The 24,872-nt window shown below is 70.8% G+C and carries 21 protein-coding genes; 13 read left to right on the top strand and 8 right to left on the bottom strand.

The genetic code is table 11. The annotated features are described in order from the left end of the window. Window positions 1–34: 34 nt before the first annotated feature. The 5 genes from tpiA to pgi all read left to right on the top strand — a co-directional run bounded on the left by tpiA (window position 35) and on the right by pgi (window position 4,781). Complete coding sequence (gene tpiA / locus FB157_RS00965; protein WP_145875681.1) at window positions 35–790, top strand: triose-phosphate isomerase; 756 nt, start codon at window positions 35–37, stop codon at window positions 788–790. Between the two features lie 96 nt (window positions 791–886). Beyond that, on the top strand, window positions 887–1,123 hold the full coding sequence (secG, locus tag FB157_RS00960; protein WP_020939321.1) for a preprotein translocase subunit SecG: 237 nt from the start codon (window positions 887–889) through the stop codon (window positions 1,121–1,123). 257 nt (window positions 1,124–1,380) lie between these two features. Continuing rightward, on the top strand, window positions 1,381–1,668 hold the full coding sequence (locus FB157_RS00955) for an RNA polymerase-binding protein RbpA (protein WP_007448238.1): 288 nt from the start codon (window positions 1,381–1,383) through the stop codon (window positions 1,666–1,668). A gap of 159 nt (window positions 1,669–1,827) precedes the next feature. Further along, the gene (locus FB157_RS00950) at window positions 1,828–3,054 is read left to right on the top strand and encodes an MFS transporter (protein WP_145875679.1); all 1,227 of its coding nucleotides are present in this window, start codon (window positions 1,828–1,830) and stop codon (window positions 3,052–3,054) included. A 74-nt stretch (window positions 3,055–3,128) separates the two neighbouring features. Continuing rightward, window positions 3,129–4,781, top strand: a complete 1,653-nt coding sequence (gene pgi / locus FB157_RS00945; protein ID WP_145874940.1) for a glucose-6-phosphate isomerase — start codon at window positions 3,129–3,131, stop codon at window positions 4,779–4,781. Between the two features lie 41 nt (window positions 4,782–4,822). Here pgi and FB157_RS00940 read toward each other — a convergent pair whose 3' ends face one another. The 3 genes from FB157_RS00940 to FB157_RS00930 are packed head-to-tail and all read right to left on the bottom strand — an operon-like array spanning window position 4,823 to window position 8,402. Next, window positions 4,823–7,105 (bottom strand): FtsX-like permease family protein, encoded by a 2,283-nt coding sequence (locus FB157_RS00940; protein ID WP_145874938.1) that lies wholly within the window; start codon window positions 7,103–7,105, stop codon window positions 4,823–4,825. 35 nt (window positions 7,106–7,140) lie between these two features. After that, window positions 7,141–7,890, bottom strand: a complete 750-nt coding sequence (locus FB157_RS00935) for an ABC transporter ATP-binding protein (protein WP_145874937.1) — start codon at window positions 7,888–7,890, stop codon at window positions 7,141–7,143. Then, on the bottom strand, window positions 7,887–8,402 hold the full coding sequence (locus tag FB157_RS00930) for a PadR family transcriptional regulator (protein WP_066992223.1): 516 nt from the start codon (window positions 8,400–8,402) through the stop codon (window positions 7,887–7,889). Before FB157_RS00930 ends, FB157_RS00935 begins: the two co-directional genes overlap by 4 nt. 129 nt (window positions 8,403–8,531) lie before the next feature. On the opposite strand from FB157_RS00930, the gene FB157_RS00925 reads away from it, so the two are divergent. The 5 genes from FB157_RS00925 to FB157_RS00905 all read left to right on the top strand — a co-directional run bounded on the left by FB157_RS00925 (window position 8,532) and on the right by FB157_RS00905 (window position 15,178). Beyond that, window positions 8,532–9,797, top strand: coding sequence for an ABC transporter substrate-binding protein (locus FB157_RS00925; protein WP_145874935.1), 1,266 nt, complete (start codon window positions 8,532–8,534; stop codon window positions 9,795–9,797). A gap of 131 nt (window positions 9,798–9,928) precedes the next feature. Next, on the top strand, window positions 9,929–11,596 hold the full coding sequence (locus FB157_RS00920) for an alpha-amylase family glycosyl hydrolase (protein WP_186581272.1): 1,668 nt from the start codon (window positions 9,929–9,931) through the stop codon (window positions 11,594–11,596). Between the two features lie 38 nt (window positions 11,597–11,634). Further along, entirely contained in the window at window positions 11,635–12,960 is a 1,326-nt protein-coding gene (locus FB157_RS00915) for an ABC transporter substrate-binding protein (RefSeq protein ID WP_145874931.1), read from the top strand. An 8-nt stretch (window positions 12,961–12,968) separates the two neighbouring features. Beyond that, on the top strand, window positions 12,969–14,330 hold the full coding sequence (locus FB157_RS00910; protein WP_145874930.1) for an ABC transporter permease subunit: 1,362 nt from the start codon (window positions 12,969–12,971) through the stop codon (window positions 14,328–14,330). A gap of 8 nt (window positions 14,331–14,338) precedes the next feature. Beyond that, the gene (locus FB157_RS00905; RefSeq protein WP_145875677.1) at window positions 14,339–15,178 is read left to right on the top strand and encodes a carbohydrate ABC transporter permease; all 840 of its coding nucleotides are present in this window, start codon (window positions 14,339–14,341) and stop codon (window positions 15,176–15,178) included. 33 nt (window positions 15,179–15,211) lie between these two features. Here FB157_RS00905 and pgl read toward each other — a convergent pair whose 3' ends face one another. From pgl to tkt, 5 genes are read right to left on the bottom strand one after another with little or no spacing between them, the layout of a single operon-like run. Beyond that, window positions 15,212–15,994, bottom strand: a complete 783-nt coding sequence (gene pgl, locus FB157_RS00900; RefSeq protein ID WP_145874928.1) for a 6-phosphogluconolactonase — start codon at window positions 15,992–15,994, stop codon at window positions 15,212–15,214. Continuing rightward, entirely contained in the window at window positions 15,991–17,037 is a 1,047-nt protein-coding gene (gene opcA, locus FB157_RS00895) for a glucose-6-phosphate dehydrogenase assembly protein OpcA (RefSeq protein WP_145874926.1), read from the bottom strand. The genes pgl and opcA overlap by 4 nt, the downstream gene beginning before the upstream one ends. Beyond that, window positions 17,034–18,572: a glucose-6-phosphate dehydrogenase gene (zwf, locus tag FB157_RS00890; protein ID WP_145874924.1), complete on the bottom strand. Its 1,539-nt coding sequence runs from the start codon at window positions 18,570–18,572 to the stop codon at window positions 17,034–17,036. Before zwf ends, opcA begins: the two co-directional genes overlap by 4 nt. A 1-nt stretch (window position 18,573) precedes the next feature. Then, window positions 18,574–19,692 (bottom strand): transaldolase, encoded by a 1,119-nt coding sequence (gene tal / locus FB157_RS00885; RefSeq protein WP_145874922.1) that lies wholly within the window; start codon window positions 19,690–19,692, stop codon window positions 18,574–18,576. A 33-nt stretch (window positions 19,693–19,725) separates the two neighbouring features. Further along, window positions 19,726–21,813, bottom strand: coding sequence for a transketolase (gene tkt, locus FB157_RS00880; RefSeq protein WP_145874920.1), 2,088 nt, complete (start codon window positions 21,811–21,813; stop codon window positions 19,726–19,728). Window positions 21,814–22,190: 377 nt separating this feature from the next. On the opposite strand from tkt, the gene FB157_RS00870 reads away from it, so the two are divergent. From FB157_RS00870 to FB157_RS00860, 3 genes are all read left to right on the top strand, one after another. Continuing rightward, the gene (locus FB157_RS00870) at window positions 22,191–23,177 is read left to right on the top strand and encodes a heme o synthase (RefSeq protein WP_385169270.1); all 987 of its coding nucleotides are present in this window, start codon (window positions 22,191–22,193) and stop codon (window positions 23,175–23,177) included. A 73-nt stretch (window positions 23,178–23,250) separates the two neighbouring features. Continuing rightward, window positions 23,251–23,583 carry a hypothetical protein gene (locus FB157_RS00865; protein WP_145874919.1) on the top strand — a complete coding sequence of 111 codons (333 nt, stop codon included), beginning with the start codon at window positions 23,251–23,253 and terminating at the stop codon, window positions 23,581–23,583. Window positions 23,584–23,757: 174 nt separating this feature from the next. Further along, the gene (locus FB157_RS00860) at window positions 23,758–24,864 is read left to right on the top strand and encodes an amidohydrolase family protein (RefSeq protein ID WP_145874917.1); all 1,107 of its coding nucleotides are present in this window, start codon (window positions 23,758–23,760) and stop codon (window positions 24,862–24,864) included. Window positions 24,865–24,872 lie beyond the last annotated feature (8 nt).

Raw genomic sequence — 24,872 nt, 5'->3', positions numbered from 1 at the left:
GGCTGCATCTAATTTTTCCGGGCGCACGCCGCTGATGGCGGGCAACTGGAAGATGAACCTCAACCACCTCGAGGCCATCGCGCACGTCCAGAAGCTCGCCTTCGCCCTGGCCGACAAGGACTACGAGGCCGTCGAGGTCGCCGTCCTGCCGCCCTTCACCGACCTGCGCTCCGTGCAGACCCTGGTCGACGGCGACAAGCTCAAGATCAAGTACGGTGCCCAGGACCTCTCGGCGCACGACTCCGGCGCCTACACGGGCGAGATCTCGGGTCCGATGCTGGCCAAGCTGAAGTGCACCTACGTGGCCATCGGGCACTCCGAGCGCCGCCAGTACCACAACGAGACCGACGAGGTCGTGAACGCCAAGGTCAAGGCCGCCTACAGGCACGGTCTGACCCCGATCATGTGCGTCGGCGAGGAGCTGGAGGTCCGCGAGGCGGGCAACCACGTCACCCACACCCTCGCCCAGGTCGAGGGCGGTCTGAAGGACCTCCCGGCCGAGCAGGCCGAGACCGTCGTGATCGCCTACGAGCCCGTCTGGGCCATCGGTACCGGCAAGGTCTGCGGCGCCGAGGACGCCCAGGAGGTCTGCGCCGCGATCCGTGCCAAGATCGCCGAGCTGTACTCCCAGGAGCTGGCCGACCAGGTCCGCATCCAGTACGGCGGCTCCGTGAAGTCGGGCAACGTCGCGGAGATCATGGCGCAGGCCGACATCGACGGCGCCCTGGTGGGCGGTGCCTCGCTGGACGCCGACGAGTTCGTCAAGATCGTGCGCTTCCGCGACCAGTGAGTATGCGCTAGACGCGATCCGTCGTACCCTGGCGGGGGCACAGCCGTCGTGCTGTGTCCCCGTCGTTTATCCGAATCCGAGGAAGTTGGTCCAGCCGTGGTTTTGGGGTTCTCGATCGCCCTGATCGTCTTCAGCCTGCTGCTGATGCTGCTGGTGCTGATGCACAAGGGGAAGGGCGGCGGCCTCTCCGACATGTTCGGTGGCGGCATGCAGTCGTCCGTCGGCGGCTCCTCGGTCGCCGAGCGCAACCTCGACCGCATCACCATCGTGATCGGTCTGCTCTGGTTCGCGTGCATCGTCGTCCTCGGCATCCTGATGAAGACGAACAGCTGATCGGCGTCTCGCAAGCACATACATTCCGTACGTAAGGCCCCATGTTCGGTACGCGCTCGTGAGCGCGGCCTATCATGGGGCTTGCGTCTAGATGTGGGGGCTGTAACTCCAATCACTGGACGCGCGTTGGGCCTTACGTAGACTGAGGCGCTCGCGGCGAAGCGGAACGCCGACTCGCTTCGCGGCACCATTACGCAGGGAGTTACACCGTGGCAAGTGGCAACGCGATCCGAGGAAGTCGGGTCGGGGCGGGGCCGATGGGCGAGGCCGAGCGCGGCGAGTCCGCGCCGCGTCTGCGCATCTCCTTCTGGTGCTCCAACGGGCACGAGACGCAGCCGAGCTTCGCCAGCGACGCGCAGGTGCCCGAGACCTGGGACTGCCCGCGCTGCGGCTTCCCGGCCGGCCAGGACCGGGACAACCCGCCGGACCCGCCGCGCACCGAGCCGTACAAGACGCACCTCGCGTACGTACGGGAGCGGCGCAGCGACGCGGACGGCGAGGCGATCCTCGCGGAGGCGCTCGCGAAACTGCGTGGCGAGATCTAGGACTTGTCATCGGCCGGGTGCCCCCAGGGTGCCTGGCCGAAGCCGTTCCTCCCCGCACGTCCGGCCGGCTGTCAGTGGCACCCCCTACGGTTTTCGTGAAGGCGTGAACCGCGAGGGGGAGTTGTGACGGGAGCCGAGGTGGCGAAGCCGGGTGCGCCGATGTGGCGCGGGGGATTCGGACGGTTGTGGAGTGCCGCGGTGCTCTCCAGCTTCGGTGACGCGCTGCGTACGGCCGCGCTCCCGCTGCTGGCCGCCTCGCTGACGGACGAGCCCCTGCTCATCGCGTCGGTCACCGCCTGCGGCTATCTGCCCTGGATCGTCTTCGGGCTGCTCGGCGGCGCCGTCGCCGACCGGGTGGACCAGCGGCGGGCCATGTGGACGGTGGACACGCTGCGGGGCCTCCTGGTCGCGGGCTTCGCGGTGGCCGTCGCGCTGGGGCAGGCCTCGATCGGTCTGCTGATCCTGCTGGCCTTCACCCTGACCACGCTCCAGACACTGTTCGACAACGCGTCGACCGCCCTGCTGCCCGCCCTGGTGGAGACCGAGGCCCTCGGCAGTGCGAACGCCCGGCTGATGACCGGACAGCGGATCGCCGGCGGACTGCTCGGCGCGCCCGCCGTGCCGCTGCTGATCGCAGCCGGGGCTGCCCTCCCCTTCGCCGTCGACGCGGCCACGTTCCTGGTGGCCGCCGCACTGGCCGCCAGCCTCCCGGTCACCCGGCGGGCGGCCGGCCCCGGTGCCGGCACCCTGCGCCGGGACATCGCCGACGGACTGCGCACGCTGTGGCGCGACGGCGCCCTGCGCGGACTCTGTGCCGCCACCGCCCTGTGCAACATCGGCATGGGCGCACTGCTCGCCACCCTGGTCGTCCTGGTCACCGGCTGGCTGGACGCGGGACCCGCTGGATTCGCGGCGGCGGGCACCGCCGTCACCCTGGGCAACCTGGCCGGAGGGCTGCTGAACCGCCGGCTGGTGGACCGCCTCGGCCGGACGGGCTCGGTCCTGCTCGCCGGCGCGGTGCAGACCGGGGCGCTCGTCGTCATGGGCACCGTGCGCAGCCTGGCCGTGCTGGTGGGGGCGCTCTTCGTCTTCGGGGTCATGGGCATGGTGTGGAACGTGAACACGACGACCCTGATGCAGGAGCGCAGCCCCGCCGGAACGCTCGGCCGGGTGGCCGCGGCCTTCCGGACCCTGGCCTGCGCCGGAGTGCCCTTGGGGGCCCTGCTGGGCGGCGCCGTCGCGACCGCCTGGGGCGTCAGCACCCCGCCTCTGCTCACGGCCGGATTCTTCGTTCTCGCCGTCATCGCGCTGATACCCGCGCGCAAGCCGGACGTACCTGTTGTTGCCCCGCAGGACGGCGCCGTAACAGCTCAGGGCCCCCACTGATCAACTAGGTTGGAACCGGCAGCGGGGAAGGTACGCGGCAGGACAGGTCGCAGGAAAGAAGGCTGAAGTCGGATATGAACGCAGACGGACGCACCAGGCTCAACCAGACGCCCGAGTGGACCGCTCTCACGAAGCACCGGGAGGAGCTGGCCGACACTCATCTGCGGGAGCTGTTCGCCGCCGACCCGGAGCGTGGCGCCGGGTACACCCTGCAGGTCGGCGACCTGTACATCGACTACTCGAAGCACCTGGTCACCGACGAGACGCTGCGGCTGCTGCGCGAGCTGGCCGCCGCCACGGACGTCTTCGGCCTGCGCGACGCCATGTTCCGCGGCGAGAAGATCAACGTCACCGAGAACCGGGCGGTGCTGCACACCGCGCTGCGCGCTGCGCGGGACGCGGTGGTCGAGGTCGACGGGGAGAACGTCGTCCCGGCCGTGCACGCCGTGCTGGACAAGATGAGCGGCTTCGCCGAGCGCGTGCGTTCGGGCGCGTGGACCGGCCACACCGGCAGGCGCATCAAGAACGTGATCAACATCGGCATCGGTGGCTCCGACCTGGGTCCCGCGATGGCCTATGAGGTGCTGCGCAGCTTCACCGACCGCGACCTCACCGTCCGCTTCGTCTCCAACGTGGACGGTGCCGACCTGCACGAGGCCACCCGCGGCCTGGACCCGGCCGAGACGCTGTTCATCATCGCCTCCAAGACCTTCACCACGATCGAGACGATCACCAACGCGACCTCTGCCCGGAAGTGGCTGCTGGACGCGCTCGGTGCCGAGTCCGCGGTGGCCAAGCACTTCGTGGCCCTGTCGACCAACACCGAGAAGGTCGCCGAGTTCGGCATCGACACGGCCAACATGTTCGAGTTCTGGGACTGGGTCGGTGGCCGCTATTCGTACGACTCCGCGATCGGCCTGTCCCTGATGATCGCCATCGGACCCGACCGGTTCCGGGAGATGCTCGACGGCTTCCGCCTGATCGACGACCACTTCCGGACCGCGCCCGCCGAGGACAACGTGCCCTTGCTCCTGGGCCTGTTGGGCATCTGGTACGACAACTTCCACGACGCCCAGTCGCACGCGGTGCTGCCGTACAGCCACTACCTGTCCAAGTTCACGGCGTACCTCCAGCAGCTGGACATGGAGTCCAACGGCAAGTACGTGGGGCGGGACGGCAAGCGGGTCGAATGGCAGACCGGGCCGGTGGTCTGGGGCACGCCCGGCACCAACGGGCAGCACGCCTACTACCAGTTGATCCACCAGGGCACCAAGCTGATCCCGGCGGACTTCATCGGCTTCGCCGAGCCGGTCGCCGAGCTGAGCGGTGAACTCAGGGCCCAGCACGACCTGCTGATGGCCAACTTCTTCGCCCAGACCCAGGCCCTCGCCTTCGGCAAGACGGCCGAGGAGGTCCGTGCGGAGGGCGTGTCCGAGGAGCTCGTCCCGCACAAGACGTTCCCGGGCAACCGGCCGACCACCACGATCCTCGCCCGCGAGCTGACCCCGTCCGTGCTCGGCCAGCTGGTCGCCCTCTACGAGCACAAGGTGTTCGTCCAGGGCGCGGTCTGGAACATCGACTCCTTCGACCAGTGGGGCGTGGAACTGGGCAAGGTCCTCGCCAAGCGCGTCGAACCGGCCCTGACCGAGGGCGCCGACGTGCCGGGCCTGGACGCCTCCACGAAGGCACTGGTCGCCAGGTACCGGGAGCTGCGCGGCCGTAGCTGACCCACACGCGAAAGCGCTGCCGCGGACATGCGGAACCGGGCTCAGGCCACCGCGCTCAGGGTGTCCGCCAGGCGGCGGCGTGCCGCCCGGGCCGCGGGGAGGGCGGCCAGGGCCGCGGCTCCCAGTACGGCGCCCGCGTCCAGCAGGAGCAGCAGGCTGGGCGAGGGCGACTCGGCGATGCCGGCGCCGATGCCGTTGGAGCTGCCCTGGGCGTCGATCAGCCGGTGCGCCAGCGGCAGCCCCAGGGCCGTGGCGGCGAGGACCGCGGCCAGGGCCGTGCAGGTCGTCGCCGTGACGGTGATCGCGGTGATCTGCCGAGGGGACATGCCGATCGCTCTGAGGGCGAGCATGTCCCGCTCGCCCTCCCGGACGCTTCCGCCGATCGCGGTGAGCAGCTCGACGAGCCCGATGAGGGCGAGCACGGCGATCAGCCCGGCGACGACCGCGCGCAGCGGGGACAGCCCGTCGGCCGGGTTGGTCATGGCGTGCACGTCCAGATGGCCGTTCCCGGCGGTGGTCAGGGCGGAGGCGACCCGCTGCGGGTCGGTGCCCGGGCGCAGCCGCAGCTGGTAGAAGGCCGGGGACAGCCGCGGGTCGTTCTCGCGCAGGGTGTCCAGGGAGGTCGTCACGACCCGGCCGGCGTTCTGCGGTTCGATGCTGCGGCCCACGATGTGCAGGATCTGCGGCTGCTCGCCCACCGTCATCCGCACCCAGTCGCCGACCCGCACATGCAGCAGGTCCAGCAGGCCCTGGCCGGCCACGGCCTCGTCCGGTCCGTGCGCGGCCCGGCCCTCGGCGAGGGTGCAGGGGTACGGCTGCGAGCGGGTGCCGAGGCCGCGCAGGGCGATCGTTCCGGTCTGACCGGGGACCAGCGCCGCGAGCTCGACGCCCGGATAGGCGGCGGTGACCTGGTCGTTCGCCGCCAGCAGGGCCCGTACGTCAGGGTCGCTCAGGTCGCCGTCCGAGCGGAGGGCGAGCGCCGTGGGCAGGCCCACCCGTTCCGGGCTGCCGTGGAAGCGGTCGATGGTGGTCCACGCGCTGAGCGCCACCACGATCAGCAGCAGCGGCAGCGTCAGCCGGGCCACACCGGCCAGCGACCGGCCGCGGCCCGCGAACGCCTTGTGGCAGCCCAGGACCAGCGCGGCCGGCAGCCGCAGCCCCAGGGCACGGCGGGCCAGGCCGGTCAGCCGGCCGCCCGCCGGAGCTGACGGGCGGGGCACCGGCACCGGGGGCACCCGGCCCGCCCGCCAGGCCGCGAGTCCCGTGGTCAGGCCGATGAACAGCACCGCTGCCACGGGCACGGCGGACAGCGTCACGGTGTGCCCCGGCAACCCCTGCCACACGCCCACGGCGTCGCCGAGCCGCCCCGGGATCCGGGTGCCGAGGCTCTCGGTCACCGCGGCCGCGGCCGCCGCACCCAGCATGGCGTACGCCAGGTGCTGGAGCAGGAAGATCCGTACGACCTGGCCCGGCGTGAAGCCGATCGCCTTCAGCACCGAGATGTCCCGCAGATGGCCGCGGATGCGGGTGCCGATCGCCCCGTGCACGGCGAATCCCGCGGCGACCAGGGCGCCGAGCCCGAAGAGGCCGAGCACCTGGCCGAGGAGCCGGTTCTCGCCCTGGGCGTCGGCCCGCGCCTGCTGCCAGGTGGAGACCTCGCCGACCGCGCCCGCGCCCAGCACGGTGACGGCACGCTGGACCGCGTAGTCCGTGTCGGAAGGGGCCTTCAGGCGCAGCCCGGTCACCTGGCCGCCGGGGGCCCGCACGGCGGACGGCAGTGCCCAGACGAGCCCCGGCTGGGCGCCCGGGCTGTAGCCGGGCTCCGCGCTGTCGGCGATGCCCTCGACGGTGAGGGTGCGGGCGGTACCGGGGAGGGTGAGGGTGTCGCCGGGCTCGGCCAGCAGGGCCCGGGCCAGGCGGGTCTCCAGGACCACGCCGTCCGGCCGCGCCGGGTCCAGCCAGTGGCCGGCGGTGAGCAGCGGGCGCCCGACGGAGGGCAGGTGCGGGGTGCCGCGCAGCTCCACGGCGGCGCGGGTGCCGCGGGAGGCGACGGTGGCGGCCTCGGTCCGGTAGGGGCCGGCGACGGACTCGACGCCGTCCAGCCGGGCGAGCCGGCGGGCGTCGGTGGAGGCGGCCGTGTGGATCCAGACGTGGGCCCCGCGTGCCTGGGTGAAGGTCCGCTGCCACGGGTTGGTGGCGTAGCCGAAGAGGGCGGCGGCCAGCAGCAGCGAGGCGACGATCCCGGCGGTGGCGAGCGTGATGAACAGCGCCTCGCCGCGGTGCGTGCGCAGATCGGAGTGGGCCCAGCGCAGGGTGGCTCGCACGGCTCAGTCCCCGGCCCCGCGCAGTCGGCGCGCCATCAGTCCCTCAGCTCCAGCACACCCGAGGTCCCGGGCCTGCGGGACGGGGAGCCGTCCAGTGCGGCGTCGTCGGCTATGCGGCCGTCGAAGAAGCTGATCACGCGGTCGGCGGCGCTGGCCAGCCGGGCATCGTGGGTGACGAGGACGATGCTCTGCCCGCGCCCGTGGAAGCGGGACAGCAGCCGCATCACCTCACGGGTGCCCTTGCTGTCGAGGCTGCCGGCGGGCTCGTCCGCGAGCAGCAGCGGCGGGTGGTTGACCAGGGCGCGGGCGAGTGCGACCCGCTGCTGTTCGCCGCCGGACAGCTCGCCCGGCATGCTGCGCTCCTTGCCCTCCAGGCCCAGCTCGGAAAGGAGTGTCTCGCGCTCGGCCCGGGCCCGCTTCGGCGGGACGCCGGCGAGCAGGGCGGGCAGCTCGACGTTGTCGGCGACCGACAGGTTCGACACCAGGTTGAAGAACTGGAAGACGATCCCGATGGCCTTCCTGCGCTCCACCGCCCAGCGCGCCTCGCTGAAGGAGTCCGTGCACCGGCCGTCGAGCCAGATGCTGCCCTCGTCCGGCCGCTGCAGGCCGCCGAGCAGGTGCAGCAGTGTGGACTTGCCGGCGCCGGACGGCCCGGTGATCGCCACGAACTCGCCCCGCTCGACACTCAGGCCGACCCCGCGGACGGCACGCGCGGGCGCGCCCTCGCCGTGGTGGGTCTTCACCAGACCCTCGGCGCGCAGCACAGGAGCGTGGGCGTCGCTCACTCCAGCTCCTCCAGTTCCTCCTGGCACCGCTCCAGCCAGTCGAGGTCGGCCTGCAGGTGCAGCATCGCGCCCTCTATGAGCAGATGGGCGATTCGGTTGTCCCGGTTCTCGGCCGCGGCCAGCTTCGACAGGTTGCGCATGGTGTTGAGGTACTGGCGCCGCTGCTTGTTGATGAGGGCGATCTGCTCGGCGAGACCGGTCTGCGGGGCGAGCGCGAGCTTCATGAAGAACTCGTCCCGGACCCGCGGCTCGTCCTCGGTCTCCTCGAACCAGGCGTGCAGCGCCTCGCGCCCGGCGTCGGTGAGGTGGTAGACCTTCTTGTTGGGCCGGCTGGACTGCTCGACGTCCTCGCCCTCGATCAGTCCCGACTTCTCGAGGCGGCCGAGGGTCACGTAGATCTGGCCGACGTTCGGCTGAGGGTACGCGGAGCCCAGCAGTAGCTCAAGGTCCTGCTTCAGCTCGTAGCCGTGGGCCGGGCCGCGTGCGAGGAGTGCCAGGAGGGGCAGACGCACTCGTGCTGTCCTCCTGTTCTCGTAATGTGCTCCAGGCCCTAGTATCGCCCATACCTAACAGGTATACATGGCCTCTGACCGTCGGGCGAGGGTGCTCGTGGCCGGGTGTACGTGTTCAGGGAGGAACCTATGCGGTGGATGCGCGCCGCCGGTAGGGGGCTCCTCGTTCTGGCCGTGGTCCTGACCGGGTACACGGCCTCGGGGGCGCACCCCGACGAGCGCGACCGCAGCGGTCCGCTCACCCTGGCCACCGCCGGTGACCTGACCGGCTACCTCGGTCCGCTCCTGGAGGGCTGGAACCGTACGCATCCCGCGGAGAAGGTCACCCTCGTCGAGCTGCCGGACTCCGCCGACGAGACCCACGCGCAGATGACCACCGACCTGCGCGGCGGCGACCGGGGCCGGTTCGACGTGCTCAACATCGACGTCAACTGGACCTCGGAGTTCGCGGCCGCCGGCTGGATCCGCCCGCTGCCGCGCGACCGCTTCCCGCTGAAGAGCTTCCTGCAGCCGGTCGTGGACACGGCCACGTACGACGGGCGGCTGTACGCCGTGCCGTACGTCACCAACGCCGGGCTGCTGCTGTACCGCAAGGACGTCCTCGCCGAGGAGGGCGTGCCGCCGCCGCGAACCTGGGCCGAGCTGGAGCACGATGCGAAGACCATCGCGCCGAAGTACGGCCTGGACGGCTACGCGGGCCAGTTCCTGTCCTACGAGGGCCTGACCGTCAACGCGGCCGAGGCCGTGTACTCGGCGGGCGGCTCCATCCTCGGCGACGAGGGCACCCGCGTCACCGTCGACTCGGACGCGGCCCGTGAGGGCATCGGCTTCCTCGCCCGCGGTCTGCGCGAGGGCTGGATCCCGAAGGCGGCGCTGACGTACAAGGAAGAGGAGTCCAAGCAGGCCTTCCAGGACGGCCGGCTGCTCTTCCTGCGCAACTGGCCCTACGCCTACGCCGTGGCCTCGGCCCCGGGGTCCAGGGTCGCCGGCCGGATCGGCGCCGTACCGCTGCCCGGGCCCGACGGGCCGGGCAAGAGCGTCCTCGGCGGCTCCAACCTGGCCGTCAACACCCACGCCCGGCACCCCGACTCGGCCGCACGCCTGATCGCGTACCTCACCAGCGAGGGCGTCCAGCGTCAGGTGCTCACCCGGGGTTCGCTGCCTCCGGTACGCGCCGCGCTCTACGAAGATCCCGCGCTCGTACGGAAGTTCCCCTATCTGCCGACCCTGCGCACGGCCGTCCTCACGGCCGAGCCGCGCCCCAAGAGCCCGCACTACGACCAGGTCAGCCTGGTGGTGCAGGCGGTCGTGCAGGACGCGCTGACCGGGCACGAGACGCCCGAGGCCGCCGTGCGACGACTCGCGCGCGAGCTGGCCGCCGTCTCCAACCGCTAGTTACTTGTTAGGTAACGCGGACATCTCATCTGGCTTTGGAATGCCCTGGGAAGTCCGTATTTGTGACCCCAACTCTCCAGTAGCCTTTGTTCTTTTCATTGACACCCTCGCGACACGCCTACCTAACATGCATGCATAACTGCTGCCCTTCACAGAGACAGGCCACAGGGTTGAACAGGCATCATTGGTGGCGTGACGCGGTGATCTACCAGGTCTACGTCCGCAGCTTCCTCGACAGCACCGGCGACGGCGTCGGCGATCTCGCCGGAGTCCGCGCGGGACTGCCGTACCTGAAGAAGCTCGGCGTCGACGGGATCTGGCTGAGCCCCTTCTACCCCTCGCCCCAGCACGACCACGGCTACGACGTCGCCGACTACTGCGGCGTCGACCCGCTCTTCGGCGACCTCGCCGAGTTCGACCTGCTGGTGGCGGCAGCCCGGCGGCTCGGCGTCAGGGTGCTCCTGGACATCGTCCCCAACCACTGCTCCAGCGAGCACCCGTGGTTCCGCGAGGCCCTCGCCGCCGGGCCCGGCAGCCCGGCCCGCGCCCGCTTCCACTTCGCCGACGGCCGTGGCCCGGACGGCAGCGAACCGCCCAACAACTGGCACGCCATGTTCGGCGGCCCGGCCTGGACCCGGGTCACGGAGGCGGACGGCCGCCCCGGCCAGTGGTACCTGCACATGTTCACGCCCGAACAGCCCGACTGGAACTGGCGCAACCCCGAGATCCCCGCCGAGTTCGACCGCGTCCTGCGCTTCTGGCTGGACCGTGGAGTGGACGGCTTCCGCATCGACGTCGCCGCCGGCCTCTACAAGCACCCCGCACTGCCCGACTCCGACGACCCGGAGGCCGACGCCCGCACCCGCGACTCGGTCAACCCGCTCGCCTGGAACCAGCCCGAGGTGCACGACGTGTGGCGGCACTGGCGCGCGGTGTGCGAGGAGTACACGGCACGCGACGGACGCGAACGGCTGCTGGTCGGCGAGGTCTCGGTCCCCACCGCCCGCGAACACGCCCGGTACGTCCGCCCGGACGAACTGCACCAGGCCTTCTTCTTCGACCTGCTCGGCGCGGCCTGGGACGCCGACGCCTTCCGCAAGGTCATCTCCGAGGCCATGCAGGACATAGCCGGCACGGGTTCCACCGTCACCTGGGTCCTCAACAACCACGACCAGGTCCGCACCGTCACCCGCTACGGCGAACCCGCCACCGAGGGCAGTGGTCTCGGCGCCGCCCGCGCCCGCGCCGCCGCGCTGCTGATGCTCGCGCTGCCCGGGGCCGCGTACATCTACCAGGGCGAGGAGCTGGGCCTGCCCGAGGTCGTCGACCTGCCCGACGACGTGCTCACCGACCCGATCTTCCACCGCACCGGGAGCCGCGCCCGCATCCGCGACGGCTGCCGGGTGCCCCTGCCCTGGTCCGGACAGGCCTCCCCGTTCGGCTTCACCTCCGGCGCCGAGAGCGCCAAGCCGTGGCTGCCGCAGCCCGAGTACTTCGCCGAGTACGCGACCGACCGCGCCCTCGCCGACACCCGCTCCTTCTGGCACCTGTACCGAGACGGTCTCCAGCTCCGGGCCTCGCTGCCCCAGCTGGGCGAGGGCGCGCTGCGCTGGCTGGACACACCGCCGGGCGTCCTCGCCTTCGTCCGCGGCGACGGCCTCGTCTGCGCCGTCAACTTCGGTACGTCCCCCACGCCCTCGCCGGTCTCCGGCACCCCCCTGTTGTCCAGCGGTCCCTGCACGGCCGGGGTGCTGCCCGGCTCGACGGCCGCCTGGTGGCTGAGCGACTCCGACCTCTGATCCTCCGTCAACTCACACCCCTCGAAGGGACATCAACGATGATGCGACGCCGTACCACCCTGCTCACCAGCTGCACCGCCCTCGCCCTGGCGCTCGGCGCGACCGCCTGCGGCGGCGGCCCGGTCACCGCGGGAGGTGGCGACAAGGCGCTCAGCGGCCAGACCGTCACCGTGGCCGGCGTCTGGTCCGGCAGCGAGCAGAAGAACTTCCAGAAGGTGCTCGACGCGTTCACCGCGAAGACCGGTGCCAAGACGCAGTTCGTCTCCACCGGCGACAACGTCTCCACGGTCGTCGGCAGCAAGATCGAGGGCGGCAACGCGCCCGACGTCGTGATGGTCCCGCAGGTCGGCGTGCTCCAGCAGTTCGCACAGAAGGGCTGGCTCAAGCCGCTGTCCCCGACCGCCGGGAAGACGGTCGACGCCGACTTCGCACCCGTGTGGAAGAAGTACGGCAGCGTCGGCGGCACCCTCTACGGCCTCTACTTCAAGGCCGCCCACAAGTCGACCGTCTGGTACAGCCCCGACGCCCTCGCCCAGGCCGGCGTCAAGCCGCCCAAGACCTACGACGAGATGCTCAAGGCCGGGCACACCGTCTCCGACTCCGGGCTCTCGGCCTTCGCCGTCGCAGGTCAGGACGGCTGGACGCTCACCGACTGGTTCGAGAACATCTACCTCTCCCAGGCCGGACCCGCGAAGTACGACGCCCTCGCCGCCCACAAGCTGAAGTGGACGGACTCCTCGGTCGTCACGGCGCTCACCACGCTCGGCAAGCTCTTCAAGGACAAGCAGCTGATCGCCGGCGGCCAGAAGGAGGCGCTGAACACCGACTTCCCCAGCTCCGTCGAGAAGGTCTTCGGGCCCAAGCCCGAGGCCGGCATGGTCTACGAGGGCGACTTCGTCGCCGGTGTGGCCCACGACCAGTTCCAGAAGACCATCGGCAAGGACGCGAACTTCTTCCCGTTCCCCGCGGTCGGCGGCGGCACGGCACCGGTGGTGAGCGGCGGCGACGCGGCCGTCGTCCTCAAGGACGGCAAGAACGCCAAGGCCGGCATGAAGCTCCTGGAGTACCTCGCCACCCCGGAGGCGGCGGCCGTGTGGGCGAAGGCGGGCGGCTTCCTGTCCCCGAACAAGAAGCTCGACCTCGCCTCCTACAGCGACGACGTCACCCGGGCCACCGCCAGGTCCCTCGTCTCGGCCGGGGACTCGGTCCGCTTCGACATGTCCGACCAGGCACCGGCCGCCTTCGGCGGCACCAAGGGCGCCGGTGAGTGGAAGCTGCTCCAGGACTTCCTGCGCGACCCCTCCGACCCGAAGGGCACCGCGGCGAAGCTGGAGTCCGCGGCGGCCAAGGCCTACCAGGGCTGAGCGGACCGATGACCCCCACCACACTCGCCGAGCGACAGGCGAACCCGCGGGCCGCAGGCGCGGCCCGCGGGCGCCGCGGTCGGCGCCGCGCCCGGACCGTCGCCCTGCTCTTCGTCTTCCCCGCCCTGCTCCTGCTCGGCGCCCTCGTCGTCTACCCGGTGCTGTTCTCCGTCGGCCGCAGCTTCTTCGACGCCTCCGGCACCCGGTTCGTCGGCGGCGACAACTACACCGAGATGTTCCGCGACCCGGCCACCCTGAAGGCCATCCGCAACACCACCATCTGGGTCGTCGTGGCCCCGGCCCTGCTCACCGGCCTCGGCCTGATCCTGGCCGTCCTGGTGGAGAAGGTGCGCTGGGCCACCGCCTTCAAGCTCCTGCTGTTCATGCCGATGGCCGTGTCCTTCCTCGCCGCCGGCATCATCTTCCGGCTCGCCTACGACGAGGACCCGGACAAGGGTGTCCTCGACGCCGCTGTCGTCTCCGTCCACGACGCCTTCACGGGGACCTCGTCGTACCCGACGGCCCGGGCGCGTGACGGGCACGGCCTCAGCCGGGGCCGGGACGGCTCCTACCTGACGGACGCGGGCCTGTCCCCGGGGCACTCGGTCGCCCTCGGCCTGGTGGGCGTACTGCCCAAGGACCTGCCGAAGGGCACCTCGCCCGCCTACCCGGCCGCGGCCCGCACGGCGGCAGCCGGCGAACTGCGCGGCGTGGTCTACCTGGACTTCACGCCCGGCGGCGGAGGGAAGCAGGGCAGGGTCGACCCGAAGGAGAGCGGCCTGCCCGGCATGAAGGTCGAGGCGCTGCGCGACGGAAAGACGGTCGCGAGCACCACGTCCGCCTCCGACGGCTCCTTCCGCTTCTCCGGGCTCGACCGGGGCTCGTACACCGTCAAGCTGCCCGCCTCGAACTTCGCCCCGCCCTACCAGGGAATCTCCTGGCTCGGCCCGACGCTCGTCACACCGGCCATCATCGGCGCGTACCTGTGGATCTGGACCGGCTTCGCGATGGTGCTGATCGGCGCGGGTCTGTCGGCCCTCCCGCGGGACGCGCTGGAAGCCGCCCGGATGGACGGCGCGAACGAGTGGCAGATCTTCCGCAGGATCACGGTCCCGCTGCTCGCCCCCGTGCTGACCGTCGTGTTCGTGACCCTCGTGATCAACGTGATGAAGGTCTTCGACCTCGTCTACATCATCGCGCCGGGACCGGTGCAGGAGGACGCCACCGTCCTCGCGACCCAGATGTGGCTGGTGTCCTTCGGCGGCGGCAACAACCAGGGCCTGGGCAGTGCCCTCGGCGTGCTGCTCCTGCTCCTGGTGATCCCCGCGATGGTCTTCAACGTCCGCCGCTTCCGAAGGAGCCAGCGATGAACTCGGCCATGAACACGGTCAGGCGCGGCCTGGGCAACAGTCTGGTCCAGGCGTTCCTCGTGGTGATCGGCCTGGTCTGGCTGACCCCGCTGGCGGGACTGTTCGTGTCGTCGATGCGGTCGGCCCAGGACACGGCGAAGGGTGGCTGGTGGACCGCCCTGGCGAGCCCCGGCCAGCTGTCCTTCGACAACTACTCGGCGCTGCTGAAGAACTCCGGGATGACCCAGGCGTTCTGGAACACCGTGCTGATCTCGGTGCCGGCGACCACCCTGGTCGTCGTCATCGCGGCGCTCGCCGGATACGCCTTCGCCTGGCTGGACTTCCCCGGCCGCGAACCGCTGTTCCTGCTGGTGGTGGCCCTGTTGGTGGTGCCGGTGCAGATCGGCCTGCTGCCGGTGGCCAAACTCTTCGGCCAGCTGGGCCTGTTCGGCACGATCCCCGGTGTGGTCCTCTTCCACGTCGCCTACGGTCTGCCGTTCGCGGTGTTCCTGCTGCGGAACTACTTCGCGGAGATGCCGAAGGAGATGCTGGAGGCCGCGCGCATGGACGGCGGCAGCGAATGGCGCATCTTCACCCGCCTGGTCCTGCCGGTGGGCCGTCCGGCCATCGCCAGCCTCGCCATCTTCCAGTTCCTGTGGGTCTGGAACGACATGCTGGTCGCCCTGCTCTTCGCCGACAGCTCGTCCCAGCCGCTGACGGTCGAACTCCAGTCCCAGATCCGCCAGTTCGGCAGCAACATCGACGTCCTGGCCCCGGGCGCGTTCCTGTCCCTGATCGTGCCGGTGGTGGTGTTCTTCGCCTTCCAGCGGCACTTCGTGCAGGGGGTGATGGCGGGGTCGGTGAAGTAGGGGTGGCGGCGCCGGGCGCCCCCACCCCCCGGTTCACGGCGAAGCCGGCGGGTACAGCGACCGCGGCAGCTGCGAAGCCGCAGCCGCGTCCAGCAGCCAAAGGGTGCGCTGCCTGCCGTACGCGCCCGCCGCCGGCGCCTGGACCTCGCCCGCGCCCGACAGGGCGATGGCCACGGCCTGGGCCTTGTCCTCGCCGGCCGCGAGCAGCCAGACCTCACGGGCCGAACGGATCGCCGGAAGGGTCAGTGAGACCCGGGTCGGCGGTGGCTTGGGGGCGCCGTGGACGCCGACCACCGTCCGCTCCGTCTCGCGCACCGCGGGCAGCTCCGGGAAGAGCGAGGCCACGTGGGTGTCCGGGCCGACGCCCAGCATCAGCACGTCGAAGGAGGGGACGGCACCGTGGTTCTCGGGGCCGGCCGCCTTCGCCAGTTCCGCCGCGTAGGCCTCCGCGGCCGCCTCGACGTCCGCACCGTGGGGCCCGTCGGAGGCGGGCATGGCGTGCACCCGCTCAGGGTCCACCGGTACGGCGTCCAGCAGGGCCTCGCGGGCCTGCGTGACATTGCGCTCCGGGTCGCCCTCGGGGAGGTAGCGCTCGTCGCCCCACCAGAGGTCGATCCGGCTCCAGTCGACGGCGTCCCGGGCAGGGGCCGCCGACAGCGCGGCCAGCAGGCCGTTGCCGTTGCGGCCGCCTGTGAGGACCACGGACGCGTGGCCCCGGGAGGCCTGCGCGTCCACGATCTTCGTGATCAGACGGGCCGCGGCGGCCTGCGCCATCAGTTCCTTGTCGCGGTGCACGACCAGCTGCGGGGTGCTCACTTCGCCACCGCTTTCTTCGCCGGAGCCTTCTTGGCGGCCGCCTTCTTCGCGGGCGCCGCGGCGGCCTCCGCCTCCGCCCCGGCCTCCGCCACCGGCTCCGCCGCTGCGGCCTCGGTGCCCGAGTTCAGTCGCTCCACGCCGTAGCGCAGCGCCGACGCGTAGGTGTCGTCCGGGTCCAGCCGGCGCAGCTCCTCCGCGATCAGCTCGGCGGTGTCCCGCCGCTTGAGCGCCACCGCGCGGGCCGGCTGGCCGTCGATCGCCAGGGTGGCCAGCGAGCCGTCGGCCCGGTCCAGGACGATCGGACCGCAGCTGGTGTCGATGCGGACGGCGGTCAGGCCCGGGCCCGCGGACAGCGAGCGCTTGACGGGGACGTCCAGCCGGTCCGCGAGCCACATCGCCAGCAGCTCACAGCTCGGGTTGAACTCCTCGCCCTCCACCTCGACGGCCTTCACCTCACAGACCACCTGGTCCAGGGCCGCCGCCAGCATCGAGCGCCACGGCGTGATCCGGGTCCAGGACAGATCGGTGTCGCCGGGCGTGTAGGCCGCGGCACGGGCGGACAGCTCCCGCACCGGCTGCTCGGCGGCGTAGCTGTCGGTGACCCGGCGCTGGGCGAGCGCGCCCAGCGGGTCCTTGGCCGGGTCGAGCGGGGCGTTCACCGGCCACCAGACGACGACCGGGGCGTCCGGCAGCAGCAGCGGCAGGACGACCGAGTCGGCATGGTCGGACACCTCGCCGTACAGCCGCAGCACCACCGTCTCGCCGGTGCCCGCGTCCGCGCCGACCCGCACCTCGGCGTCCAGCCGGGACGACGTACGGCCGCGCGGGGAGCGGGAGACGCGCTTGATGACCACCAGCGTGCGCGAGGGGTGCTCGCGCGAGGCGTCGTTGGCGGCCTTCAGGGCGTCGTAGGCGTTCTCCTCGTCGGTGACGATGACGAGGGTCAGGACCATGCCGACGGCCGGGGTGCCGATGGCCCGGCGGCCCTGTACGAGCGCCTTGTTGATCTCGCCGGCGGTGGTGCCGGTCAGGTCTATCTTCATGGCCGGCGCCAGCTCCGTCCGTCTCGTGCGAGCATCTCGTCCGCCTCGGCGGGGCCCCAGGTGCCCGACGGGTACTGCGCGGGCCTGCCGTGCTTGTCCCAGTACTGCTCGATCGGGTCGAGGATCTTCCAGGACAGCTCGACCTCCTCCGTGCGCGGGAAGAGGTTGGCGTCGCCCAGCAGGACGTCCAGGATCAGCCGCTCGTAGGCCTCCGGGCTGGACTCCGTGAAGGACTCGCCGTAGGCGAAGTCCATGGACACGTCCCGGATCTCCATCGAGGTGCCCGGCACTTTCGAGCCGAAGCGGACCGTGATGCCCTCGTCCGGCTGCACGCGGATGACGACCGCGTTCGAGCCCAGCTCCTCCGTCGCCGTGTGGTCGAAGGGGGAGTGCGGGGCCCGCTGGAAGACGACGGCGATCTCTGTGACCCGGCGGCCGAGACGCTTGCCGGTGCGCAGATAGAAGGGGACACCCGCCCAGCGGCGGTTGTCGATCTCCAGCTTCACGGCCGCGTAGGTGTCGGTCTTCGACTTCGGGTCGATGCCGTCCTCTTCGAGGTAGCCGATGACCTTCTCGCCGCCCTGCCAGCCCGCGGCGTACTGCCCGCGGACGGTGGCGCGGCCCAGGTCCTTCGGCAGCCGGACGGCGCCGAGCACCTTGGTCTTCTCGGCGGCCAGCGCGTCCGCGTCGAAGGAGGCGGGCTCCTCCATCGCGGTCAGCGCGAGCAGCTGGAGCAGGTGGTTCTGGATGACGTCACGGGCGGCGCCGATGCCGTCGTAGTAGCCGGCACGGCCGCCGACGCCGATGTCCTCGGCCATGGTGATCTGCACATGGTCCACGAAGGACCGGTTCCAGATCGGCTCGAACATCGTGTTGGCGAAGCGCAGCGCCAGTATGTTCTGGACGGTCTCCTTGCCGAGGTAGTGGTCGATCCGGAACACCTGGTCCGGCTCGAACACCTCGTGCACGACCTTGTTCAGCTCCTCGGCCGACTCCAGGTCGTGGCCGAACGGCTTCTCGATGACCGCGCGGCGCCAGGAACCGCCGGTCTGGTCGGTCAGGCCGTGCTTCTTCAGCTGCTGGATGACCACGGGGAAGGAGCGCGGCGGCACCGACAGGTAGAAGGCGAAGTTGCCGCCCGTGCCCTGTGCCTTGTCCAGCTCCTCGATGGTGGCGCGCAGCCGCTCGAACGCGTCGTCGTCGTCGAAGGTGCCCTGGACGAAGCGCATCCCCTGGATGAGCTGCTGCCAGACCTCCTCACGGAACGGCGTACGAGCGTGCGCCTTGACGGCGTCGTGGACCTCGGCCGCGAAGTCCTCGTTCTCCCACTCGCGGCGGGCGAAGCCCACCAGGGAGAAGCCCGGCGGAAGCAGACCCCGGTTCGCGAGGTCGTACACCGCGGGCATCAGCTTCTTGCGCGACAGGTCGCCCGTGACGCCGAAGATCACCAGGCCCGACGGCCCCGCGATACGCGGGAGCCGTCGGTCGGCGGGGTCACGAAGCGGGTTCGCTCCGGAACCAGCAAGGGGTGACAACTCAGCCCTCCGAGGGGGCGAGGCGCTTCAGCTCCGCCTCGGTCGACTTCAGCAGGTCGTTCCAGGACGCCGCGAACTTCTCGACGCCCTCGTCCTCCAGGACCTGGACCACGTCGTCGTACGAGATCCCGAGCTTCTCGAGCGCGTCGAGGTCGGCGCGGGCCTGCTCGTAGGTACCGGCGATGGTGTTGCCGGTGATCTCGCCGTGGTCCTCGGTGGCCTCCAGGGTGGCCTCCGGCATGGTGTTGACCGTGTTCGGCGCGACCAGGTCCGTCACGTACATCGTGTCCTGGTACGCCGGGTCCTTGACGCCGGTCGACGCCCACAGCGGCCGCTGCTTGTTGGCGCCCGCGTTCTCCAGCGCCTTCCAGCGGTCGGAGGAGAAGACCTCCTCGTACGCCTCGTAGGCGAGACGGGCGTTGGCCACGGCGGCCTTGCCGCGCAGCGCCTTGGCCTCGTCGGTGCCGAGCCCGTCCAGGCGCTTGTCGATCTCGGTGTCCACACGGGACACGAAGAAGGACGCCACGGAGTGGATCAGGGAGAGGTCGAGGCCCTTCTCGCGCGCCTTCTCCAGGCCCGTGATGAAGGCGTCCATGACCGCGCGGTAGCGCTCCAGGGAGAAGATCAGCGTGACGTTGACGCTGATCCCGTTGCCGATCGTCTCCGCGATCGCCGGCAGACCCGCCTTGGTGGCCGGGATCTTGATCAGGGTGTTCGGGCGGTCGACCAGCCAGGCGAGCTGCTTGGCCTCGGCGACGGTCGCCCGGGTGTTGTGGGCCAGGCGCGGGTCGACCTCGATGGAGACCCGGCCGTCCTGGCCTTCGGTGGCGTCGAAGACCGGGCGCAGGATGTCGGCGGCGTCCCGGACGTCCGCCGTGGTGATCATGCGGATGGCCTCGTCGACGGTGACCTTGCGGGCGGCGAGGTCCGACAGCTGCTGCTCGTAGCCGTCGCCGCCGCTGATCGCCTTCTGGAAGATCGTCGGGTTGGTGGTGACGCCCACGACGTGCTGCTGGTCGATCAGCTCGGCGAGGTTGCCGGACGTGATCCGCTTGCGCGACAGGTCGTCCAGCCAGATCGCGACGCCCTCCTCGGAGAGGCGCTTGAGTGCGTCTGTCATGGAATTACATCTCCTACGTGTCGTATATGAGCGTCAGCGCTGGGCGTCGGCGAGGGACTCGCGGGCCTTCGCGGCCACGTTCTCGGCAGTGAAGCCGAACTCGCGGAAGAGGACCTTGCCGTCCGCGGACGCACCGAAGTGCTCCAGGGAAACGATGCGGCCGGCGTCGCCGACGTACTTGTGCCAGGTGAGGCCGATGCCCGCCTCGACCGCGACACGTGCCTTCACCGACGGCGGCAGCACGGAGTCCCGGTACCCCCGGTCCTGCTCCTCGAACCACTCCACCGACGGCATCGACACGACCCGCGTCGGAACCCCGTCGGCCTGCAGCTGCTCGCGCGCCTCCACGGCCACGTGCACCTCGGAACCGGTGGCGATCAGGATCACCTGCGGCTCGCCGCCATCAGCCTCGAACAGGACGTAACCGCCACGCGCGGCGTTGTCGTCGGGCTCGTACACCGGCACGCCCTGGCGGGTCAGCGCGAGGCCGTGCGGGGCGCCCTTGCCGAACTCCTTGGTGTAGCGCTTGAGGATCTCGCGCCAGGCGATCGCGGTCTCGTTGGCGTCCGCCGGGCGGACGACGTTCAGACCGGGGATCGCGCGCAGCGAGGCCAGGTGCTCGATGGGCTGGTGCGTCGGGCCGTCCTCGCCCAGACCGATGGAGTCGTGCGTCCACACGTACGTCACCGGCAGGTGCATCAGGGCCGACAGACGCACCGCGTTGCGCATGTAGTCGGAGAAGACGAGGAACGTACCGCCGTAGACACGGGTGTTTCCGTGCAGGGTGATGCCGTTCATCTCCGCGGCCATGGAGTGCTCGCGGATGCCGAAGTGGATGGTGCGGCCGTACGGGTCTGCCTCCGGCAGCGGGTTGTCCGCCGGCAGGAACGAGCTGTCCTTGTCGATGGTCGTGTTGTTCGACCCGGCGAGGTCGGCGGAGCCGCCCCACAGCTCGGGGACGACCGCGCCCAGCGCCTGCAGCACCTTGCCGGAGGCGGCACGCGTCGCGACGCCCTTGCCCGGCTCGAAGACCGGGAGCTTCTCCTCCCAGCCGGTGGGCAGCTCGCCCGCGCTGATCCGGTCGAACTCGGCCGCGCGCTCGGCGTTGTTGTCGCGCCAGAGCTGGAAGGACTTGTCCCACTCGGCCTTGGCCTCGCGGCCGCGCTCCACGGCCTTGCGGGTGTGGCCCAGCACCTCGTCGGAGACCTCGAAGGACTGCTCCGGGTCGAAGCCGAGGACACGCTTGGTGGCCGCGACCTCGTCGTCGCCGAGCGCCGAGCCGTGCGCGGCCTCGGTGTTCTGCGCGTTCGGAGCGGGCCAGGCGATGATCGAGCGCATCGCGATGAAGGACGGCCTGTCCGTGACCTGCTTCGCGGCCTCGATCGCGTTGTAGATGGCGTGCGGGTCGAGGTCGCCGTCCGGCTTCGGGGCGATCCGCTGCACGTGCCAGCCGTAGGCCTCGTACCGCTTGACCGTGTCCTCGGAGACGGCCGTCTCCGTGTCGCCCTCGATCGAGATGTGGTTGTCGTCCCACAGCAGGATCAGGTTGCCGAGCTTCTGGTGACCGGCGAGCGAGGACGCCTCGGCGGAGATGCCCTCCTGCAGGCAGCCGTCACCGGCGATGCAGTAGATGAAGTGGTCGAACGGGGACTCGCCCTGCGGGGCGTCCGGGTCGAACAGACCGCGCTCGTAGCGGGCGGCCATGGCCATGCCCACCGCGTTGGCGACACCCTGGCCCAGCGGGCCCGTGGTGGTCTCGACGCCCTTGGTGTGCCCGTACTCCGGGTGGCCCGGGGTCTTCGAGCCCCAGGTGCGGAAGGCCTTCAGATCGTCCAGCTCCAGGCCGAAGCCGGCCAGGTAGAGCTGCGTGTAGAGGGTCAGGGACGAGTGGCCGGCGGACAGCACGAAGCGGTCGCGGGCGACCCACTCCGGGTCGGCGGGGTCGTGCCGCATCACCTTCTGGAAGAGGGTGTACGCGGCCGGAGCCAGGCTCATCGCCGTACCGGGATGGCCGTTGCCGACCTTCTGTACGGCGTCGGCGGCCAGGACGCGAGCGGTGTCCACGGCCCGCTGGTCGAGCTCGGTCCACTCAAGGTCTGTGGTGGTCGGCTTGATGCTCACCCTGGGTCAGGGCTCCTCTCCACATGTCGGTCGCCGGTCTTCGGGGCATGCGCCCACCCGGCCGCCGGTGCACTTCTGCCCACCGGCCGATGTTGAGCCTACCCCCGTAAGGACGTGCATTTTTTCGAGTGATTCCAGACTGCCGGGACTCTCGGAGATCCGCCTCCCGACTGGCCGAGGACGCATTCGGCACATGAATACGGAGCCGCTCATCTGACTGCTCAATCGAGCCCAACGACCCCTCTGATGCGCCACCCGCCAACACGACCCCACCCCCGCGAAAGCAGAGGTATGGGCAACGTCTAAAGTGGCGTGGTACGCGCGAGCCTTTACCCCGACTTCACACGGGGAGGCTTGCTGGGATGTCTCTGTCAGGGGTGTGCGTGACGGCCGTCGAATCCCGGCCTGGGGGCACCTCCCAGGCCGTCAAGGCCCTGGGGGAGGGTGCGCTCGGGACGAGCCAAAGCCCGGTTCACCGGCCGTTCGGGGCCCGTGTCAAGGCGTTCGTGGCTCTGACCAAGCCGCGGATCATCGAGCTGCTGCTCATCACCACCGTTCCGGTGATGTTCCTGGCACAGCAGGGTGTACCCGACCTGAAGCTGGTGCTGCTCACCTGCATCGGCGGCTACCTCTCCGCGGGCGGCGCCAACGCGCTGAACATGTACATCGACCGGGACATCGACGCCCTGATGGACCGCACCTCGCAGCGCCCGCTGGTGACCGGCATGGTCAGCCCGCTCGAGTGCCTGGTCTTCGGCATCGCCCTCGCGGTCGTCTCGACGCTGCTGTTCGGGTTGACCGTCAACTGGCTGAGCGCCTGGCTGTCACTCGGAGCGCTCCTCTTCTACGTCGTCGTCTACACGATGATTCTCAAGCGGCGTACGTCGCAGAACATCGTGTGGGGCGGTATCGCCGGCTGCCTGCCGGTGCTGATCGGCTGGTCCTCGGTCACCAATTCGATGTCCTGGGCGCCGGTCATCCTCTTCCTCGTCATGTTCTTCTGGACGCCGCCGCACTACTGGCCGCTGTCCATGAAGGTCAAGGAGGACTACGCGCGCGTGGGCGTGCCGATGCTCCCGGTCGTCGCCTCCAACAAGGTGGTCGCCCGGCAGATCGTCGTCTACAGCTGGGTGATGGTCGCCGTCTCCCTGCTGCTGACCCCGCTCGGCTACACCGGCTGGTTCTACACCCTGGTCGCCCTCGCGGCCGGCGGCTTCTGGCTGTGGGAGGCGCACGGGCTGCAGAACCGGGCGAAGGCCGAGGTGACCGGCGCCAAGCTCAAGGAGATGCGCCTCTTCCACTGGTCGATCACCTATGTGTCGATCCTCTTCGTCGCGGTCGCGGTGGACCCCTTCCTGCGCTGACGGACCGCCGTACGGCACAGGTCACAGGGCCCTGCTCTCGCCAGCTGATCTACCCGTGAGTAGCATCCTGGCCATGGCAGACACGCAGCAGGTTGACCCGAAGGCCGAGCGCATCGCGGCCCGGCTCGCGAAGCAGATCAGCGCCTTCTCCAAGGCCCACGGCGGCGCCGAGGGCCAGGTCGCCCACATCGGCGAGCGCGGCGCCCGGATCGTCCTCGTGGGCGAGGACGGCGGATGGGGCGACCTGGTGGCCCCCAGCACCGAGATCGCCGAGCAGGCGGTGCAGCAGGCGGGCATCACGGTCCACGAGTCCTTCGACGGCGAGTTCGCGGCGAAGGTGAAGACGGGGCCGTACGAGTGGAAGCGCATGGCGGGCATCCAGGTGGGCGGCTCGGCCAACAGCTGAACAGCTGTCAAAAAGGGGCACGGGGCCGCACCGGCCTGCGGCTTCGCCGTGTGGGCGCGAGCGGCCACGAATCACTCGCGGGCGCCCGGCATCGTGTACGCCCGAACCGAACCGCGACCTCGAACCCCGTTCACCCGTTAGGACGTGTAAGACCACGTCCCACGGGGAGTCCGGATGATCGAAACGCCGTCCCTCGTGGACCAGTACTGCCACGGCGTACTGAGAACGGAACTGGGCCTCGGCACCTTCGAGGCCCAGCTCGCACGCACCGAGGGCCCGCCCGCCCCGGGCACCACCCTCTTCGACACCCAGACGGGTTTCGCCGTGCGGCGCTGGTGCCCGCCCCTCCTCGGGCTGGAACCCCACTGCCCGCCCGCCCACTACCTCGCCCAACGCCGTGAGCTCGGCACGCTGGAAGCCGGCCGCAGGCTGCTGCGGGGCAGCGGGATCACCACCTACCTCGTGGACACGGGCCTGCCCGGCGACCTCACCGGCCCTGCCGAGATGGCCTCCGCCGGCGACGCCGAGGCCCGCGAGATCGTCCGGCTCGAGCTGCTCGCGGAGCAGGTCGCCGACACCTCCGGCACGGTCGAGTCCTTTCTCGCCAACCTCGCCGAGTCGGTGCACGGAGCCGCCGCGAACGCCGTCGCCTTCACCTCCGTCGCGGGCGTACGGCACGGCCTCGCGCTCGCGCCGGAACCGCCGGGACCGGGCGAGGTGCGCGGCGCGGCGGGGCGTTGGCTGGCCGGGCGGCGGGTCGGCGGGGAGCTGACCGATCCGGTGCTGCTGCGGCACCTGCTGTGGATCGCGGTCGCCTCGGGACGGCCCCTGCAGCTGCACTCCGGGCTCGGCGAGCCGGGCTCGCGCATCGACCGCACCGACCCGGTCCTGCTCACCGACTTCGTCCGGGCCACGGCCGGGCTCGGCACGGATCTGATCCTGCTGCACAGCTACCCGTACCACCGCCACACCGCCCATCTGGCCGGCGTCTTCCCGCACGTCTACGCCGACTCGGGCGCGGCCCTCGTCCGCACCGGTGCCCGTGCCGCCACGGTCCTCGCCGAGATCCTGGAGCTGGCCCCGTTCGGCAAGATCCTGTTCTCCAGCGGCGCCCACGGCCTGCCCGAGCTGCACGTCGTGGGGGCGCGGCTGTTCCGCGAGGCGCTGGGCCGGGTGCTGGGCGGCTGGGTGGCCGAGGGCGCGTGGTCGCTGGAGGACGCGCAGCGGGTGGCCCGGATGGTCGCGGCGGACAACGCGCGGCGGGTGTACGGGCTGGGGTGAGCCGTACA

Source organism: Streptomyces sp. BK340 (assembly GCF_007827595.1).
Classification (GTDB): Bacteria; Actinomycetota; Actinomycetes; order Streptomycetales; family Streptomycetaceae; genus Streptomyces.
Note: the sequence above shows the minus strand (reverse complement) of the source record. Positions and strands in the feature narration are given on the sequence as shown.

Excerpts from the sequence above, each read along its gene's own strand:
- tal (WP_145874922.1), bottom strand. The coding sequence starts at position 19,692 with ATGACAGACGCACTCAAGCGCCTCTCCGAGGAGGGCGTCGCGATCTGG.
- FB157_RS00860 (WP_145874917.1), top strand. The coding sequence starts at position 23,758 with ATGATCGAAACGCCGTCCCTCGTGGACCAGTACTGCCACGGCGTACTG.
- FB157_RS00910 (WP_145874930.1), top strand. The coding sequence starts at position 12,969 with ATGACCCCCACCACACTCGCCGAGCGACAGGCGAACCCGCGGGCCGCA.
- FB157_RS00905 (WP_145875677.1), top strand. The coding sequence starts at position 14,339 with ATGAACACGGTCAGGCGCGGCCTGGGCAACAGTCTGGTCCAGGCGTTC.
- FB157_RS00865 (WP_145874919.1), top strand. The coding sequence starts at position 23,251 with ATGGCAGACACGCAGCAGGTTGACCCGAAGGCCGAGCGCATCGCGGCC.
- tpiA (WP_145875681.1), top strand. The coding sequence starts at position 35 with ATGGCGGGCAACTGGAAGATGAACCTCAACCACCTCGAGGCCATCGCG.
- FB157_RS00955 (WP_007448238.1), top strand. The coding sequence starts at position 1,381 with ATGGGCGAGGCCGAGCGCGGCGAGTCCGCGCCGCGTCTGCGCATCTCC.
- FB157_RS00925 (WP_145874935.1), top strand. The coding sequence starts at position 8,532 with ATGCGGTGGATGCGCGCCGCCGGTAGGGGGCTCCTCGTTCTGGCCGTG.
- opcA (WP_145874926.1), bottom strand. The coding sequence starts at position 17,037 with ATGAAGATAGACCTGACCGGCACCACCGCCGGCGAGATCAACAAGGCG.
- FB157_RS00915 (WP_145874931.1), top strand. The coding sequence starts at position 11,635 with ATGATGCGACGCCGTACCACCCTGCTCACCAGCTGCACCGCCCTCGCC.
- FB157_RS00950 (WP_145875679.1), top strand. The coding sequence starts at position 1,828 with ATGTGGCGCGGGGGATTCGGACGGTTGTGGAGTGCCGCGGTGCTCTCC.
- FB157_RS00920 (WP_186581272.1), top strand. The coding sequence starts at position 9,929 with ATGCATAACTGCTGCCCTTCACAGAGACAGGCCACAGGGTTGAACAGG.
- pgi (WP_145874940.1), top strand. The coding sequence starts at position 3,129 with ATGAACGCAGACGGACGCACCAGGCTCAACCAGACGCCCGAGTGGACC.